The following is a 15,466-nucleotide window of genomic DNA, read 5'->3' as shown; positions in this document are numbered from 1 at the left end:
CGGGTCGGGTCAGGTCAGGGCAGGTGCGTCGCTGCCTGGTTGCACGTCTCGAGCGCCTGTCGTGCCCAGCCGGGCGTGGCGCCGGCGAGCCCGCAGGCGGGCGTGATGACGAGCTGCTCGCCGACGCCGGCGGGGTCGATGCCGAGCATGTCGAGCCAGCGCAGGACTCGCTCGACCAGGGCCGTGTCAGTCAACGACGGATCGGGTTCCGAGGTAGGTACGACGCCGAGGGCGACGGTCTCCCCTGCCTCGAGCGCCTCGGCAAGCTGGTCGTGACCGGCGGCCGAGACCTGGTCGAGGTCGACGGCGAGGCCACGAGCGCCGGCACCGCGCAGCAGGTCCAGCGGCGTGCCCGGCGCGCACGAGTGCACCCACGGCACTCCCCCGCTGTCTGCGATCGCGTCGAGCACCCAGCCCAGCGCTGCCGACGCCTCGGGCGGATGGACCGTGCGGTGCCGGCCGAACCCGCTGGCGGTCGGCACGCCACCGGTGAGCACGGCGGCCAGCGCGGGCTCGTCGACCTGGACGATCAGGCGGTCGGCGCCGGAGATCCGGCGGCGTACGTCGGCGATGTGGGAGCGCACCCCTTCGGCCAGCGACTGGGCGAGATCGCGGCGCGCACCGTGGTCGGAGAGCACCTTGTCGCCGCGCGGCTTCTCGACCGTGGCCGCGAGCGTCCACGGTCCGACGACCTGGATCTTGAACGGGCCGATGTAGCCCTGGGTCTGCTCCTCGAGGACGTCGAGGTCCTGGGCGAGCAGCGAACGGGCCCGCCGCAGGTCGGCGCCCGCTGCGTCGGTGAGGCGCCACCCGGCCGGCTGGACGTCGGCGCCCAGCCCCTCGGCGATCGCGAGCCCGCGGCCGGTCATGTGCCCCGCGGCACCCCGGGCCGGCAGCTCGGGGAGGAACGGCAGGCCCGGCAGCTCACCGAGTACGACGCGGACGGTGTCGTCGTACGCGCGCGCGTCGTCGCCGGGCATCGAGCCGATGCCGGTGGCCAGCGTCACGCGGTCACCTCGGTGCGCGCCGTCGCACTGATCGTCGCGGACCCGACCACCCGGCTGCCGTCGTAGATCACGGCGGCCTGACCCGGTGCGATGCCCTCGGCGGGATCGAGCAACGCGATGTGGACGTGGTCGTCGTCGACGCGCACCCGCGCCCGGTGCTCGCCGCCGTGGGCGCGCAGCTGCACCGTCGCGTCGAGCTCGGTGGGCACGGTGCCGCACCAGCGCGGCTTGATCCCGGTGATCGTGTCGATGGCGAGCCTCTCGCGCGGGCCGACGCGGACGGTGCCGGAGACCGGCTCGATGTCGAGCACGAAGCGCGGCCTGCCGTCGGCGGCAGGCGTGCCGAGGTGCAGGCCCCGGCGCTGGCCGATGGTGAAGGCGTAGGTGCCCTCGTGGCTGCCGACCACCTCACCGGCGTCGTCGACGATGTCGCCGCCGTGGTTGGGAGCCCGCTCGCCGAGCTTCTCGCGCAGCCAGCCGGCGTTGTCACCGTCGGCGACGAAGCAGATGTCGTGGCTGTCGGGCTTGTCGGCCACCAGCAGCCCGCGCGCAGCGGCCTCGCGGCGTACGTCGGGCTTCGTGGTGTCGCCGAGCGGGAACATCGCGTGCGCGAGCTGGTCCTGGGTGAGCACGCCCAGGACGTAGGACTGGTCCTTGGCGTGGTCCTCGGCCCGGTGCATCTCGATGAGCCCGTCGTCGCCCCGCCGCAGCTGCGCGTAGTGGCCGGTCGCCACCGCGTCGAAGCCCAGACCGAGCGCGCGGTCGAGCACGGCGGCGAACTTGATCTTCTCGTTGCAGCGCAGGCACGGGTTGGGCGTGCGGCCTGCGGCGTACTCGTCCATGAAGTCCTCGACGACGTCCTCGTGGAACCGCTCGCTGAGGTCCCAGACGTAGAACGGGATGCCGATGATGTCGGCCGCGCGGCGGGCGTCGTTGCTGTCCTCGATGGTGCAACAACCGCGCGCCCCGGATCGGTACGACGCCGGGTTGCGCGACAGCGCGAGGTGGACCCCGGTGACGTCGTGGCCGGCCTCGGCGGCGCGCGCGGCGGCGACCGCGGAGTCGACCCCGCCGGACATGGCCGCGAGCACCTTCATGCTCGCCGGGCCTGCCTGGCCCGCTCGACGACGGGCCCGATGGCCGCCACCAGCGCGTCGACGTCGGCCTCGGTCGAGGTGTGGCCGAGGGTGAAGCGGAGCGAGTGGCGGGCCTGCTCGTCACTGCAGCCCATGGCCAGCAGGACGTGCGACGGCTGGGGCACCCCCGCCGAGCACGCCGATCCGGTGGAGCACTCGATGCCGCGGGCGTCGAGGAGCATGAGCAGCGAGTCGCCCTCACAGCCCGGGAAGCCGATGTGGGCGTTGCCCGGCAGCCGGTCGAGGGGGTCGCCGTGCAGGTGTGCCTCGGGCACCTCCGCGATCACCCTCGCCACCAGGTCGTCGCGCAGCGCGGAGACCCGCGACGCATAAGCGCTCTGCTCCTTGACCGCGGTCTCGATGGCCGCGGCGAACGCGGCGACGGCGGGCACGTCGAGCGTGCCGCTGCGGATGTCGCGCTCCTGGCCACCGCCGTGGGCCAGCGGGGTGACGACGACCTCGCGACGCACGATGAGCGCGCCGACGCCGTAGGGTCCGCCGAGCTTGTGGCCGGTCAGGGTGAGCGCGTCGACTCCGGAGGCCGCGAAGTCGACCGGCACGGCTCCGACCGCCTGGACGGCGTCGGTGTGGACCGGGATGCCGTACTCGGCCGCGAGCGCCACGACCTCGTCGATGGGCTGGAGGGTACCCACCTCGTTGTTGGCCCACATGATCGAGATCAGCGCGACGTCGTCGGGGGCGCGCTCGACCGCGGCACGCAGCGCGTCGAGGTCGAGGACGGCACGCTTGCAGACGGGCACCAGCTCGACGTCGGCGTCCTCGTGCTCGGCCAGCCAGTCCAGCGGGTCGAGCACGGCGTGGTGCTCGATCGCCGAGGACAGGATGCGCAGACGCTTCCGGTCGGACTGCCGCGCCCAGTAGATGCCCTTGAGCGCCAGGTTGTCGGCCTCGGTCCCGCCGGAGGTGAAGACGACCTCCCCCGGCCGGCACCCGATCGCCCGGGCCACGGTCTCCCGCGACTCCTCGATCACCCGCCGGGCAGCGCGCCCGGAGGCGTGGAGCGAGCTGGGGTTGCCGACCTCGCGCAGGTGAGCCGTCATGGCCTCGATCGCCACCGGCAGCATGGGTGTGGTGGCGGCGTGGTCGAGGTAGACAGTGGGCTGGTTCATCGCCCTCCCAGCCTACGGCGTGTCCCGCGTCACCCCTCCGTCGAGTTGCGCCTTGGTACCCGTTGAGTCGCGCTCATGTACCCGTTGACTCGCGCCGTCGTGCTGCTCGAACATCCGGGAGGCGCAACTCAACGGGGACGGGGGCGCAACTCAACGGGCTACCTCCGCCACGAGCGCCGCATGGTCCCCGCCACCGAAGTCCACGACGTCGCTCCCGATCGCGGCCAGTCTCCCACCCACGAGCACGTGGTCTATCGCGATCAGGCGCGGCGACGGCAGGTCGGAGACCGGCTCGACGCCGTCGGCCGGCCAGGTGGGCTGCCAGCCCTGGTTGGCCAGCTCCCCCACGTCCCGCCAGCCCGCGTCGCCGAGCGCCAGCAGCGGCTCATGGTCGCGGGTCGCGTTGAGGTCGCCGACGACCAGGTCCGCGTCGACGGTGCGGGCGGCCTCCAGCACGAGCCTGAGGTCCTCGCGCCAGCCGCGGGTCGAGTCGATGGGCGTGCGCGGGTGCGCGACCACGATCCGCAGGGGCTCGTCCCCGACCGTGACCGACGCCGTGAAGCCCGAGAAGCCCGTCGCCAGGGGTACGACGTCGTCGACAGGTGTCCGCGAGAACAGCATGGTCCCCTCGGCGCCCGTGCCGGTCTCGCCGGCGCGGTAGCCGAAGAGCTCGTCGGCTCCGGCCTCCTCCATGAGGGCCAGCGCGTCCGGGGTGACCTCCTGCACGGCCAGCAGGTCCGCGCCGCGACGAGCCGCCTCGCGCACGACGGACGCGGAGTCGGCATGGCCCCCGTTCAGGTTGGCGGTCATCACCGTGAGCGGCTCGGCGCCGGCAGCCGGGGGCGGGTTGGCGCCGAGGTACAGCGGCGCGAGCCAGTAGGCGTGCAAGGCCAGGCCGGCGAGCGGCACCAGCACCAGCGCCGTGCCGCGCCGGCCACCCGCGACGCCCCGCAGCACGAGGAGCACCAGTGCGACGGCGTACGCCGGGAGGGCCAGCGGGGTGAACGCCACCCCGCGCACCCACCACCCGCCGTCGGCCTGCACGAGTCGCAGCAGGGTCAGCACCATCGCGGGCCCGAGGAACCCGGCGACGACGAGCCAGAAGAGGACCGCCCTGGCGCGCATGCCGGAAACCTACGACACGGCGCTCAGCTGGGTGCGTACAACGCCTCGATGCCCATGTAGTCGCCCAGGCCCAGCGTGCGCTGGTCGTCGGAGCAGGAGATCAGGAGCGGCGGCATCGTGAGATTGCGGTTGACGGCGCTGACGTGGCCGAGACCGAAGGCGTGACCCCACTCGTGGGTGGCGATGGCCTGGAGGTCGAAGCGGCTCCGGCAGCCCTTGGGCACCCGGCTGACCACGGCCGGCGAGTTCGAGACGCGCATGTCGGCGGCGACCATTTGGCCGTCGCTGTTCCACCAGAAGCAGGTCCAGCCGTAGATGCCGCGCGGGAGCCGCCCGAAGTCCACGGCGTTAGCGGTGTTGTAGTCGCCGCAGCTGATGTTGTTGCCCACGACATGGATGTCGGGGCTCTGGTTCGAGGCCCCGGCGTACGACGACCCGACGGTGGCGACCCGGGCCAGCCCGCAGTCGTTGCGGGCGGCGGAGATGTTCGCCGCTCCCGCCTTGAGGTCGCGCAGGGCGCGGGCCTTGCGCAGGTGGGAAGGGGTGGACTTGGCCCTGAAGGTCCAGGTCAGCGGGGCGGCCCACGCGTGGCCACCACTGTTGAACTGGGCGTCCTTGCAGGCATCGACGTTGCGGCGGCGGGCGGCGGGGACCGACTCGATCTCCTCGACCTCGGCGCTGACCTCACCTGACAGCGAGGTGGTGACGGTGAGGTCCAGCGCGCCCGTGCCGGTCTCGTCGCGGGCGGCGGCGGCGCCGACCCCCATGCCGGCCGGCGGGATGGTGACGGCGGCGTTGCCGGAGAAGACGACGCGGCCGACGAGGGAGCACGAGGGATCAGGGGTGGCCTGCAGGACCTCGAGCGGGATGTCGCCCTGCCAGCGGCAGGCGTCGACGACCGGGTCGGGTGACTGGGCGACCGCGCCCATCAGCTGCACCAGGGGCCACATGACGAGGACGACCAGGATCGGGTCCAGCCACCGGCGGACACCGCGGGTCTTCTTCACTGGGGTGCTGTCGTCCATGACGTTGGCCTTCTCTTCACCGGGGTGGGGGCGCCCTTCCTTGGACGGGTCCTCGATGCTTTCCCCAATTTAGGGTAGGAGGAGGCTGCGTGTACGCGTTTTCAGAGAACTACCAGATCGTCGCGGTGCACGACCTCGCGCTCGTAGGCCGCACCGAGCGCCCGAGTGAGCTCCGAGGTGCTCCGGCCGAGCAGCTGGGGGATCTCCGCGGCGTCGAAGTTGACGAGTCCGCGGGCGACCGGCCGGCCGTCCGGAGCCACCAGGTCGACGGGGTCGCCGGCGTCGAAGCTGCCCTCGACGCCGGTCAGGCCGGCGGCCAGCAGGGAGGCTCGGCGTACGGTCACGGCCGTCACCGCTCCGGCATCGAGCACCAGGCGTCCGCGTGGCTCGGTGGCGTGTGCCAGCCACAGCAGCCGGGTCGGCCTGCGCTTGCCGGTGGCGTGGAAGAGCGTGCCCACGGAGCCACCCGCGAGCGCCGCCTCGGCGTCGTCGGCCGAGGCGAGCACGACGGGGATGCCGGCGCCGGTCGCGATGCGGGCGGAGGCCAGCTTGGTGACCATGCCACCGGTGCCCACCCCCGACGCGCCCGCAGAACCGGTCTGGATGTGTGCGAGGTCGTCGTCGGAGCGCACCTCGGGGACCAGCCGGCTGCCCGCGCGGCTCGGCGGACCGTCGTACAGACCGTCGACGTCCGAGAGCAGGACCAGCAGGTCGGCGTGCACGAGGTGCGCCACCAGCGCGGCCAGCCGGTCGTTGTCACCGAAGCGGATCTCGGTGGTCGCCACCGTGTCGTTCTCGTTGACGATCGGGAGCGCACCGAGCTCGAGGAGCTTGGCGAAGGTGCGGTAGGCGTTGCGGTAGTGCGCGCGCCGGGTCACGTCGTCGACGGTCAGTAGCACCTGCCCCGTCACGAGGCCGTGACGGGCGAACTCCTCCTGGTAGCGATGGGCGAGCAGCCCCTGCCCCACCGACGCGGCCGCCTGCTGTACGGCGAGCGCCCGAGGCCGCCGGGCCAGACCGAGGGGCGCCAGGCCTGCGGCGATCGCTCCCGAGGACACCAGCACCACCTCGACGCCGGCCGCGCGGGCGACGGCCAGCACGTCGACCAGCCGACGCATCCGCGCCGGGTCGATGCCTCCGGTGCCGGTGGTGAGTGAGGAGGACCCGACCTTGACCACGATGCGGCGGGCCGCGGTCACCTCCTCGCGCGCGGTCATGCGTCGGAGTCGTCGGCGACCCGGTCGGGGTCGTCGGCCGAGCCGATCTCGTACGACGTGGGGCCGGCCGTCTCGGGGCGGTCGAGTCGTCGCGCGACGTCGGCGCGAGTCTCGGTCTCCGAGCGGTCGTCCATGGCGGCATCGATGTCGCGCCGGCGACGGTGGGCGGGCCGCTGCTCCTCGAAGCGGTGGTCCTCGCCGCGCCGGCCGAGCATCTCGGCACCGGCCTCCATGGCGGGCTTGAAGTCGAAGACGACGGAGTTGTCTGGGTGCCCGATCAGCACGGTGTCACCCTCCTCCGCGCCCAGTCGGCTCAGCTTGGCCTCGACCCCGAGCCGGTTGAGCCGGTCGGCGAGGAAGCCGACTGCCTCGTCGTTGCTGAAGTCGGTCTGGCGGACCCAGCGCTCGGGCTTGGTGCCGCGCACCCGCCAGCCCTCGCCCTCACGGGTGATCTCGAAGTCCCCGCCGCCGTCGACCGAGGGCGGCCGGATCACGATGCGGGTCGTCGTGCTGCTGGGCTTGGCCGCCCGGGCGCGCTGGACGATCTCGGCCATCGCGTAGGTCAGCTCGGACAGGCCGGCACCCGACGCGGCGGAGACGGGGAAGACGAGCAGCCCGCGCTCGCGCAGGTCGTCGACGACCATGTCGGAGATGTCGCTGCCGTCGGGGACGTCGATCTTGTTGAGCGCCACCAGCCGCGGGCGATCCTCCAGACCGCCGTACCTCGCCAGCTCGCTCTCGATCACGTCGAGGTCGTCGAGCGGGTTGCGCCCCGGCTCGATCGTCGCGGTGTCGATCACGTGGACGAGGGCGGCGCAGCGCTCGATGTGTCGCAGGAAGTCGTGGCCGAGACCGCGGCCCTCGGCGGCACCCTCGATCAGGCCGGGCACGTCGGCGACGGTGAAGGTGACCTCGCCCGCACGTACGACGCCCAGGTTGGGCACCAGCGTCGTGAAGGGGTAGTCGGCGATCTTGGGGCGGGCGCGGGAGATGGCCGCGATGAGGGAGGACTTGCCGGCGCTCGGGAAGCCGACCAGCCCGATGTCGGCGACGACCTTGAGCTCCAGCACGATGTCCAGCTCGTCGCCGGGCTCCCCCAGCAGGGCGAACCCGGGCGCCTTGCGCTTGGACGACGCCAGCGCCGCGTTGCCGAGACCGCCGCGGCCGCCGGTGGCGATCACCATCTCGGTGCCGGGGCCGACCATGTCGCCGAGGAGGTTCCCCTCGGAGTCGGTGACGACCGTGCCGTCGGGCACGGGCAGCACCAGGTCGGCCCCGTGACCGCCGTTGCGGTGGGCGCCCGCTCCGTGACCGCCGTGCTCAGCGGTGCGCTTGGGGCTGTGGTGGTAGTCGATCAGCGTGGTCACGTCGGTGTCGACGCGCAGGATCACCGAGCCGCCGGGACCGCCGTTGCCGCCGTCGGGGCCACCGAGGGGCTTGAACTTCTCGCGGTGCACCGATGCGACGCCGTTGCCACCCCGACCCGCGGCGATGTGCAGCCGTACCTGGTCGACGAACGTCGGGACTGCCATGGTGCCTTCTCTCGGTGGTGGAGGCGGGTGCCGGGCAACCGTCTCGAAATGCCGAAGGGCGCCCCGTGACCGGGACGCCCAACAGTTGAAGCTTCAGTCGACGAGCGTCAGGTCACTCGCCAGGGCGGACTCGATGGGTTCCCTCGCACGTCGCCCGGAGGCGCACCGTGCGCTGTGAACCCACTGACCGCCCCGCGCTCAGGCTTCGGGAACGATGTTGACGACCTTGCGGCCGCGACGTACGCCGAACTCCACGGCACCGTCGGTGAGCGCGAAGAGGGTGTCGTCGCCGCCACGGCCCACACCGGTACCCGGGTGGAAGTGGGTGCCACGCTGGCGGACGATGATCTCGCCGGCGTTGACGACCTGCCCGCCGAAGCGCTTGACGCCGAGGCGCTGGGAGTTTGAGTCGCGGCCGTTCTTGGTGGACGCCGCACCCTTCTTGTGTGCCATGAGTTCAGTCCTTCGCTGGAGTCAGTAGCCGAGAGCCCGGAGGCTCACAGTGCGGTTTCACAGGGAGATGTCGGTGACCTTGACCTGGGTGTACTTCTGACGGTGACCCTGGCGCTTCTTGTAGCCGGTCTTGTTCTTGTACTTCTGGATGACGATCTTCGGACCCTTGGTCCGACCGAGAACCTCGACGGTCACGGCTGCCTTGTCGAGGCCGGTCACGGTGACGTTCTCACCGTCGACGACCATGACCACGGGCAGGCTCACGGACTCGCCGGCGGCGGTCTCGACCTTGTCGATCTCGATGACGTCGCCCACAGCAACCTTCTGCTGCTTGCTGCCACTGCGCACGATCGCGTACACCGCGACTCACTCTCCTCGTCGGACTCGGGAAGTCCCATCAACCATTGCCAGAACATTCATCGGCCTGGGGACGGCCCCGACCCCGCGACAGTGCGCCGGGAAGGTCTGGGGTGGTGTCCACACAGGAACGGCACGCAGGAGCGCACCGAGGTTCAATACTACGGACCTGGCAGGCTCACAGCAATTCGCGGTGAGCCCGCCGGGTCTCAGCGCTTGCGAGTGCCCTTCTTCTTGACCGGCACGTGCTCCACCTGCGAGGCCTCGGAGCCCTCGCCGCTCTCGAGGTGGGCCGTACCCGGCTCCACGAGACCGGAGTCCGCAGGCGAGCCGACGCCGCCCATGGGCGGGACGTCGCCGACTGACGGCACGGCGGTGTCGACGTCGCTGCGGTCGGGTGTCCCGGCCGAGCGGCGGGCCCGCCCCCGCAGCGTCCGGGTCACGACCCGGGGCGGAGCGGGCTCGCTGGCCGCGGCGGGCTGAGCCGGCTCCCCCTGGTCGGGTGCGGCGGCTGCCGGGGCCTCGACCGCAGGTTCCGGCATGGGTACGACGTCGGGTGCGGCCGACTCGGCCGACTCGACGGGCGCACCCGGGCCAGCGGGCCGGCTGGCACTGCGCCGGCGGGTCCGCGTCACGACCTTGGGCGGGGCGGGCTCGGACGGGGTCACCTGAGCGGGCTCGGCCACGACGTCCGGCTGGGTGTCCGGCTGGGTGTCCTGCCGAGAGTCCTGCCGAGAGTCCTGCTGGGTGTCGGGCGGGACCTCCGACCCGGTCTCGACAGGCTCGCTCTCCGGCTGCTCCAGCGGGCCCTCGTCGGCCGACGACGCCCTCTCAGCGCGCGCCATGGCGGCGATGTCCTTGGGCGAGGGCAGCTTCGGCTCGGGCGTGACGACCGGCCCGCCGTTCTCACCGCGGCTGCGGCCTCCCCGGCCTCGGCGGCCACCGGTGCTGCCGGTGCCCCCGGTGCCAGAGTTGCCACCGCGACGCCCATCGTCGTCCGCGCCCTTGGGCTCGATCGGCTCGGCGTGCACGATGACCCCACGGCCGTGGCAGTGCTCGCAGTCGGTGGCGAAGGCCTCCAGGAGACCGGTGCCGATCCGCTTGCGGGTCATCTGCACCAGGCCCAGGGAGGTGACCTCCGCGACCTGGTGACGGGTGCGGTCGCGGCCCAGGCACTCCACGAGCCGGCGTACGACCAGGTCGCGGTTGGACTCCAGGACCATGTCGATGAAGTCGACGACGATGATGCCGCCGATGTCGCGCAGCCGGAGCTGGCGCACGATCTCCTCGGCCGCCTCGAGGTTGTTCTTGGTGACGGTCTCCTCGAGGTTGCCGCCGGAGCCGGTGAACTTGCCGGTGTTGACGTCGACGACCGTCATCGCCTCGGTGCGGTCGATGACCAGCGAGCCGCCCGAGGGCAGCCACACCTTGCGGTCGAGGCCCTTGTTGATCTGCTCCTCGATGCGGTAGGTCGCGAAGACGTCCCTACCGTTCGTGCTGCCGTTGTTGTCGGCGCCGGGCTCGAAGCGCTCGAGGCGGTCCTGCAGGTCGGGCGCCACGTGGGCGACGTAGTCCTGGACGGTGTCCCACGCGTCGGAGCCCTGGATGACGAGGCGGGCGAAGTCCTCGGTGAACAGGTCGCGGACGACCTTCAAGGTGAGGTCCGGCTCGCCGTACAGCAGCTGCGGCGCCTTGCCCTTGGCCTTGGTGGCGATGTCCTCCCAGCGGGCCTTGAGGCGCTCGACGTCCTGGGTCAACTCCTCCTCCGAGGCGCCCTCCGCGGCGGTCCGGACGATGACGCCGGCCTCGTCGGGGACGATCTCCTTGAGCAGGGTCTTGAGCCGGTTGCGCTCGGTGTCGGGGAGCTTGCGGGAGATGCCGCTCGTGGTGCCGTCGGGCACGTAGACCAGGAACCGGCCGGCCAGGCTGACCTGGCTCGTCAGGCGGGCGCCCTTGTGGCCGACGGGGTCCTTGGTGACCTGCACCAGCACGCTCTGCCCCGAGGACAGCACCGACTCGATCTTGCGCGGCTGGCCGTCCTTGTGGCCCAGTGCCGACCAGTTGACCTCACCGGCGTAGAGCACGGCGTTGCGGCCCTTGCCGATGTCGACGAAGGCGGCCTCCATCGAGGGCAGGACGTTCTGCACCCGCCCGAGGTAGACGTTGCCGATCAGCGAGGTCTGCGACTCCCGGGCGACGTAGTGCTCGACGAGGACCTTGTCCTCGAGCACCGCGATCTGGGTGAGGTCGTCGCGCTGCCGGATGACCATCGTCCGGTCGACCGACTCGCGACGGGCGAGGAACTCGGCCTCGCTGACGATGGGTGCGCGGCGTCGGCCGGCCTCGCGACCCTCGCGCCGGCGCTGCTTCTTGGCCTCGAGCCGGGTCGAGCCCGCCAGTGCGGTGATCTGGTCCTCGGCGGCCCGGCGGCTGCGGACCCGGGTGGTGGTGTTCTCGGGGTCGTCGGAGCCCTGGTCGCCGTTGTCGTCGCCCGTACGGCGGCGCCGCCGCCGCCGGCGGGACGTGCCCGCGCCCTCGCCCGAGCCGTCAGCGGTGCCGGCCTCGGCGTCGTCGGCGTCCTCGGACTCCTCCTCGGCGGAGTCGGACTCGTCGGTGTCGCCGCCCTCACCGGACTTGCGGCGGCGGCGGCCACCGCGACGGCGGCGGCGGCGGGCCGGGGTGCCCTCGCCGTCCTCCTGGTCCTCGTCGACCCCGACGTCGTCGGTCTCGACAGGCGTCTCGCCAGCCTCGTCACCAGCCTCGTCACCTGCCTCCTCGTCCTCGTCCTCGTCCTCGGGCGCGATCACCGGGGCGGCCTTCTTCGCCGACCTGCGGGTGCGAGTGGACTTCCGCGTCGGCGCGGCGACCTCGTCCTCGGTCTGGGCGGTCTCCACAGTCTCGTCGGCCGCCTCCTCGACGGGAGCGGGGGCTGCCTTCGCGCGAGTACGCCGGGCGGGCCTGGTCGGCTCGGGCGCCTGGAAGAGCACCGCCGCGCCGGTGGTGGCCGGCCCTGCCTCCTCGGCCGGGGCCTCGGGAGCTTCCGGGTCGGGCAACGGCATCTCGCCGGCTGCCTTCTTGGTCGTGCGCTTGGCGGCCTTCTTGGCGGGCGCGCGCTTGGCGGCCTTCTTGGCGACCGGCGCCGGGTCCTCGGACTCCGCCCCTGCCCCTGATTCCGCCCCTGCCACTGCCTCTGCCTCGCCCAGGAGCCCGGGAGCCTCCGGGTCGATGACCGGCGCCTGGGCGGCGGCCTTCTTGGTCGTCCGCTTCGCGGCCGTCTTCTTGGCGGGCGCGCGCTTGGCGGCCTTCTTCGCCGGCGGCGTGTCGCTCGCCGTCTCAGTTGCTTCGGCGGGGGCTTCAGCGGGGGCGGTCTCGGTGGTGGCCGATTCGTCGCGTTCGTCGAGCATGGTGCTCTCCTCGTCCGGCGCAGAGCGGCCGGAAAACGTCAGTACGCCAGCGGGAGGAGGGCCGATTTCAAGCCGGCCCGGAACCGTGACGCAAAGCCTGGTCGGGTGGCGGCGACACCCTCCGCGAGAGCGTCGACACGGCGTCGTCGCACACCTGCCGCGGTCGACCAGCCAGTGTGGACACCCACTCACGTGTCCGACATGGTTTCGTCGCTGTCACCGACTCACCCTGGCCGCGTCGCGGTCTGGTGACGACTTCGTGTGTCGTGCCGGCCGTGGCCATCTAGCAAAGGCCACGTACGGCGAGAACGTCGTCGGGTCGCACGGTGCGGCGAGCCGCTCGAACAACCGTGGCGAGTATCGCACACCGGCCACAGATCGCTCCCATGCCTAGACGGCCAGCGGGTCGCCGACCGTGCCCTGGTGCTCGTCAAGGGGGCCCTGGGCGACCCGGGTCAGCAGCGCCGTCTGGGCGGGGATCAGGCCGGCCTGCCGCTCCAGCCCCGCGAGCACGTCGTCGGGACGGACCGCGGGGACGGTGTGCCGGAGCACGACGTCGATGGTGCTGCCACCGGCCTCTCGCGGCACGACTGCCGCGGTGACCACGGCCGCGCGGCAGTCGAACTCGCGCAGGCCCTTCTTGGTCATCCGCTCCACCAGCACGGACTCGGTGGCCAGGAACGACTCGACGGCTGCGGCGACGGTCTCGGCGTCGTCGGCGAGGTCGATCCGCCAGTGCGAGGCCTCGAGGTGCTCGGCCAGTGAGCCGCCGGCGGAGACGACCACCTCCAGCACGTCGAGCCCCTCGGGCAGGGCCTCGTCGAGCAGCGCGTGCACCTGAGCGGGGTCGACGACCTCCGCGAGGCCGATCTCGAGGTACTCCGCCTCGCTGGCCGACCCGGTCGGCGCCGCACCGGCGTACGAGATCCGGGGATGGGGATTGAAGCCCGATGAGTACGCCATCGGGACGCGGGCCCGGAAGACGGCGCGCTCGAAGGCCCGGCTGAAGTCCCGGTGGCTGGTGAAGCGGAGCCGGCCACGCTTGGCGTACCGGATCCGGAGTCGCTGGACCGGCGGGGCTTGTTGTTCGGGCTGCTCACGCACCCGGCAAGGCTAGGCCAGCCGCCGTCGTGGGGTGAATCCCGGCAGCCGCTGTGGCACGCTCGAAGGATGGCGCTCGCGACGTACCAGTCCCTGTGCATCGACGCCCGTGACGCCGAGGCGGCTGCCCGCTTCTGGGGCGCTCAGCTCGGGCTCGAGCCCGGTCCGCGCGGCCACGGCGTCTGGAGCCTCGACGATCCCGACGGCGAGCCTCGGGTGTGGCTCAACCCGGTGCCCGAGCCGGTCACCGTCAAGAACCGCATCCACCTCGACGTCAACGCCGAGTCGCTGCGCACGGCGCTGGACGCCGGGGCCACGACGGTCGACGACAGCCAGCGGTGGACCGTGCTGCGAGATCCGGACGGACAGGAGTTCTGCGTCTTCGTGCGCACGGAGCCGGTGACCCGCCGCCTCTACGAGCTGGTCTGGGACGCAGGCGACTCCGCCGACGACTCCCACCGCATCGCCGCGTGGTGGGCCGAGGCGCTCGGCGGCCGGTTGGACCGCGACCAGGCGGAGGGCTACTCCTGGGTGGAGGACATCGTCGACGCGCCGTTCGAGTCACTGGTCTTCCAGCCGGTGCCGGAGCCGAAGACGACCAAGAACCGCGTCCACATCGACGTCGACACGACCGACCTGGACACGCTTCTCGCCCACGGTGCCCGAGTGCTGCGCGAGAAGGACGACGAGATCGGCTGGCACGTGCTGGCCGACCCGGACGGCAACGAGTTCTGCGCCTTCACCCCGGCGTGACGACGGGCGCTCAGGGCAGCGGAAGCTCCTTCATCTGCAACGACTTGTAGACGCTGCTGATCACCTGGCCGTCGAGCCACCGGGTGAGCCGGTCCGCCTCGGCATCGAGCAGAGCCCCGGCGTCACGCCCGACGTCCTCCCGGAGTACGACGCGCACGGCGCCGTCGTCGCCCTGCACCCAGCAGCCGACGACCCGGCCGTCGACCCAGGCCGTGGTGCCGCCGTTGCCGAGCGTGTCGAACAGGAAGGGCGCGTGCTGCGGGTCGAGGTAGAAGTCCCTCTGCTTCCAGCCCATCGTGGTGGGGTCGAGCACCGGCAGCAGGGCCGCCCACGGCTCCACCTCCGGCTCGGGCTCGAGGTCGTCGGGGAGCACCCACCCGGTCATCCCGCCATCGAGCGACACCTCCACGGCTCCGATCCCGGCCAGGGCGCGACGGACGACCGTCTTCGTCGAGCCCAGCCACCACACGAGGTCGGTCTCCGTGCCCGGGCCGAAGGTGCGCAGCCAGCGACGCACCAGCTCGGCGTAGCCGTCGTCCTCGGCCAGCGGGGCCGGGCACGCGCCCAGCCAGGCCTCCATCGACGTCCACCGGGGCCGGGAGGTGCGCCAGTGCCCGGCGTTGACGCCCCGCACGATCTCGCCCCGGGCGCCCAGCCAGGTCAGCACCCGCGGGGCGACCGGCACGTCCGCACCCCACTTGGTGCCACGCGCGATCGCGACCTTGCCGGCCAGTGCCGGCACGAGGGCCCGGAGCTCCGCCGCGCCCACCCCGCCCGGGGCGTCACCCAGGAGGTCCAGGACGGCGCGGCGGGCCTCGGCGAGCCAGCAATCGGGGTCGGTGGTCCAGCCGGCCGCGACGACGTCCTTACCGACCTTGCGGCGCTCCGACTCGGCGACCCGCGCCGAGGCGCTCCCCCACGTCGCCGGCAGCAGGTCCCGTGGAGCGACGAACATGGTGCGCCGCATGGCTAGCTGCTTGACCAGCGACCGGTCGGCGTACAGCGCGTGGTCGATGCCCGCCGGGTCGATGCCGTCGACGCGTGCCGCGATCGAGAGGTACACGGTGGCTGCCTCGGTCGCGTGGAGGACCGTCATGGACCGCGTGGCCTCGACCGGGTCGGCCGCCCGGTGGGCCGGGGAGAAGGCGTGCCGCCGGACCAGCCTGGCTCGGCGTTCGGCGTTCGAGACGTGGCGCACGGCCACATCCTGCCAAGGGGCACACGGG

General features: G+C 72.5%; 13 protein-coding genes. 1 reads left to right on the top strand and 12 read right to left on the bottom strand.

The annotated features are described in order from the left end of the window. Positions 1-14 precede the first annotated feature (14 nt). From ACP7BP_RS07265 to ACP7BP_RS07215, 11 genes are all read right to left on the bottom strand, one after another. A complete protein-coding gene (locus tag ACP7BP_RS07265) occupies positions 15-1,007 on the bottom strand; it encodes a methionine synthase (RefSeq protein WP_426243901.1) in 993 nt (330 codons plus the stop codon). Next, positions 1,004-2,104 carry a tRNA 2-thiouridine(34) synthase MnmA gene (gene mnmA / locus ACP7BP_RS07260; protein WP_426243900.1) on the bottom strand — a complete coding sequence of 367 codons (1,101 nt, stop codon included), beginning with the start codon at positions 2,102-2,104 and terminating at the stop codon, positions 1,004-1,006. Before mnmA ends, ACP7BP_RS07265 begins: the two co-directional genes overlap by 4 nt. Then, positions 2,101-3,273 carry a cysteine desulfurase family protein gene (locus tag ACP7BP_RS07255; protein ID WP_426243899.1) on the bottom strand — a complete coding sequence of 391 codons (1,173 nt, stop codon included), beginning with the start codon at positions 3,271-3,273 and terminating at the stop codon, positions 2,101-2,103. Before ACP7BP_RS07255 ends, mnmA begins: the two co-directional genes overlap by 4 nt. Before the next feature lie 150 nt (positions 3,274-3,423). Beyond that, positions 3,424-4,398 (bottom strand): endonuclease/exonuclease/phosphatase family protein, encoded by a 975-nt coding sequence (locus tag ACP7BP_RS07250; protein ID WP_426243898.1) that lies wholly within the window; start codon positions 4,396-4,398, stop codon positions 3,424-3,426. Between the two features lie 23 nt (positions 4,399-4,421). Continuing rightward, the gene (locus ACP7BP_RS07245) at positions 4,422-5,423 is read right to left on the bottom strand and encodes a matrixin family metalloprotease (RefSeq protein ID WP_426243897.1); all 1,002 of its coding nucleotides are present in this window, start codon (positions 5,421-5,423) and stop codon (positions 4,422-4,424) included. Between the two features lie 101 nt (positions 5,424-5,524). Next, the gene (gene proB, locus ACP7BP_RS07240; protein ID WP_426243896.1) at positions 5,525-6,640 is read right to left on the bottom strand and encodes a glutamate 5-kinase; all 1,116 of its coding nucleotides are present in this window, start codon (positions 6,638-6,640) and stop codon (positions 5,525-5,527) included. After that, entirely contained in the window at positions 6,637-8,172 is a 1,536-nt protein-coding gene (gene obgE / locus ACP7BP_RS07235) for a GTPase ObgE (protein ID WP_426243895.1), read from the bottom strand. Before obgE ends, proB begins: the two co-directional genes overlap by 4 nt. 198 nt (positions 8,173-8,370) lie before the next feature. Then, the gene (gene rpmA, locus ACP7BP_RS07230) at positions 8,371-8,625 is read right to left on the bottom strand and encodes a 50S ribosomal protein L27 (RefSeq protein WP_426243894.1); all 255 of its coding nucleotides are present in this window, start codon (positions 8,623-8,625) and stop codon (positions 8,371-8,373) included. A gap of 57 nt (positions 8,626-8,682) precedes the next feature. Continuing rightward, the gene (rplU, locus tag ACP7BP_RS07225) at positions 8,683-8,985 is read right to left on the bottom strand and encodes a 50S ribosomal protein L21 (protein WP_248582491.1); all 303 of its coding nucleotides are present in this window, start codon (positions 8,983-8,985) and stop codon (positions 8,683-8,685) included. Positions 8,986-9,191: 206 nt separating this feature from the next. Beyond that, positions 9,192-12,386, bottom strand: coding sequence for an Rne/Rng family ribonuclease (locus tag ACP7BP_RS07220; RefSeq protein WP_426243893.1), 3,195 nt, complete (start codon positions 12,384-12,386; stop codon positions 9,192-9,194). Between the two features lie 390 nt (positions 12,387-12,776). Continuing rightward, a complete protein-coding gene (locus ACP7BP_RS07215; protein WP_426243892.1) occupies positions 12,777-13,490 on the bottom strand; it encodes a TIGR03936 family radical SAM-associated protein in 714 nt (237 codons plus the stop codon). 66 nt (positions 13,491-13,556) lie between these two features. Here ACP7BP_RS07215 and ACP7BP_RS07210 point away from each other — a divergent pair, with 66 nt between their 5' ends. After that, complete coding sequence (locus ACP7BP_RS07210) at positions 13,557-14,240, top strand: VOC family protein (RefSeq protein WP_426243891.1); 684 nt, start codon at positions 13,557-13,559, stop codon at positions 14,238-14,240. Positions 14,241-14,250: 10 nt separating this feature from the next. Here ACP7BP_RS07210 and ACP7BP_RS07205 read toward each other — a convergent pair whose 3' ends face one another. Further along, positions 14,251-15,438 carry a winged helix DNA-binding domain-containing protein gene (locus tag ACP7BP_RS07205; RefSeq protein ID WP_426243890.1) on the bottom strand — a complete coding sequence of 396 codons (1,188 nt, stop codon included), beginning with the start codon at positions 15,436-15,438 and terminating at the stop codon, positions 14,251-14,253. Positions 15,439-15,466: the final 28 nt, after the last annotated feature.

It is taken from the genome of Nocardioides sp. LHG3406-4 (assembly GCF_049897745.1).
Taxonomy (GTDB): domain Bacteria; phylum Actinomycetota; class Actinomycetes; order Propionibacteriales; family Nocardioidaceae; genus Nocardioides.
The sequence above is the reverse complement of the archived record's forward strand: the minus strand, read 5'-3'. Positions and strand labels throughout refer to the sequence as shown.

Coding starts and splice junctions, on each gene's coding strand:
- ACP7BP_RS07220 (WP_426243893.1), bottom strand. CDS start 12,386: ATGCTCGACGAACGCGACGAATCGGCCACCACCGAGACCGCCCCCGCT.
- proB (WP_426243896.1), bottom strand. CDS start 6,640: ATGACCGCGCGCGAGGAGGTGACCGCGGCCCGCCGCATCGTGGTCAAG.
- ACP7BP_RS07245 (WP_426243897.1), bottom strand. CDS start 5,423: ATGGACGACAGCACCCCAGTGAAGAAGACCCGCGGTGTCCGCCGGTGG.
- ACP7BP_RS07210 (WP_426243891.1), top strand. CDS start 13,557: ATGGCGCTCGCGACGTACCAGTCCCTGTGCATCGACGCCCGTGACGCC.
- ACP7BP_RS07255 (WP_426243899.1), bottom strand. CDS start 3,273: ATGAACCAGCCCACTGTCTACCTCGACCACGCCGCCACCACACCCATG.
- rpmA (WP_426243894.1), bottom strand. CDS start 8,625: ATGGCACACAAGAAGGGTGCGGCGTCCACCAAGAACGGCCGCGACTCA.
- ACP7BP_RS07250 (WP_426243898.1), bottom strand. CDS start 4,398: ATGCGCGCCAGGGCGGTCCTCTTCTGGCTCGTCGTCGCCGGGTTCCTC.
- obgE (WP_426243895.1), bottom strand. CDS start 8,172: ATGGCAGTCCCGACGTTCGTCGACCAGGTACGGCTGCACATCGCCGCG.
- mnmA (WP_426243900.1), bottom strand. CDS start 2,104: ATGAAGGTGCTCGCGGCCATGTCCGGCGGGGTCGACTCCGCGGTCGCC.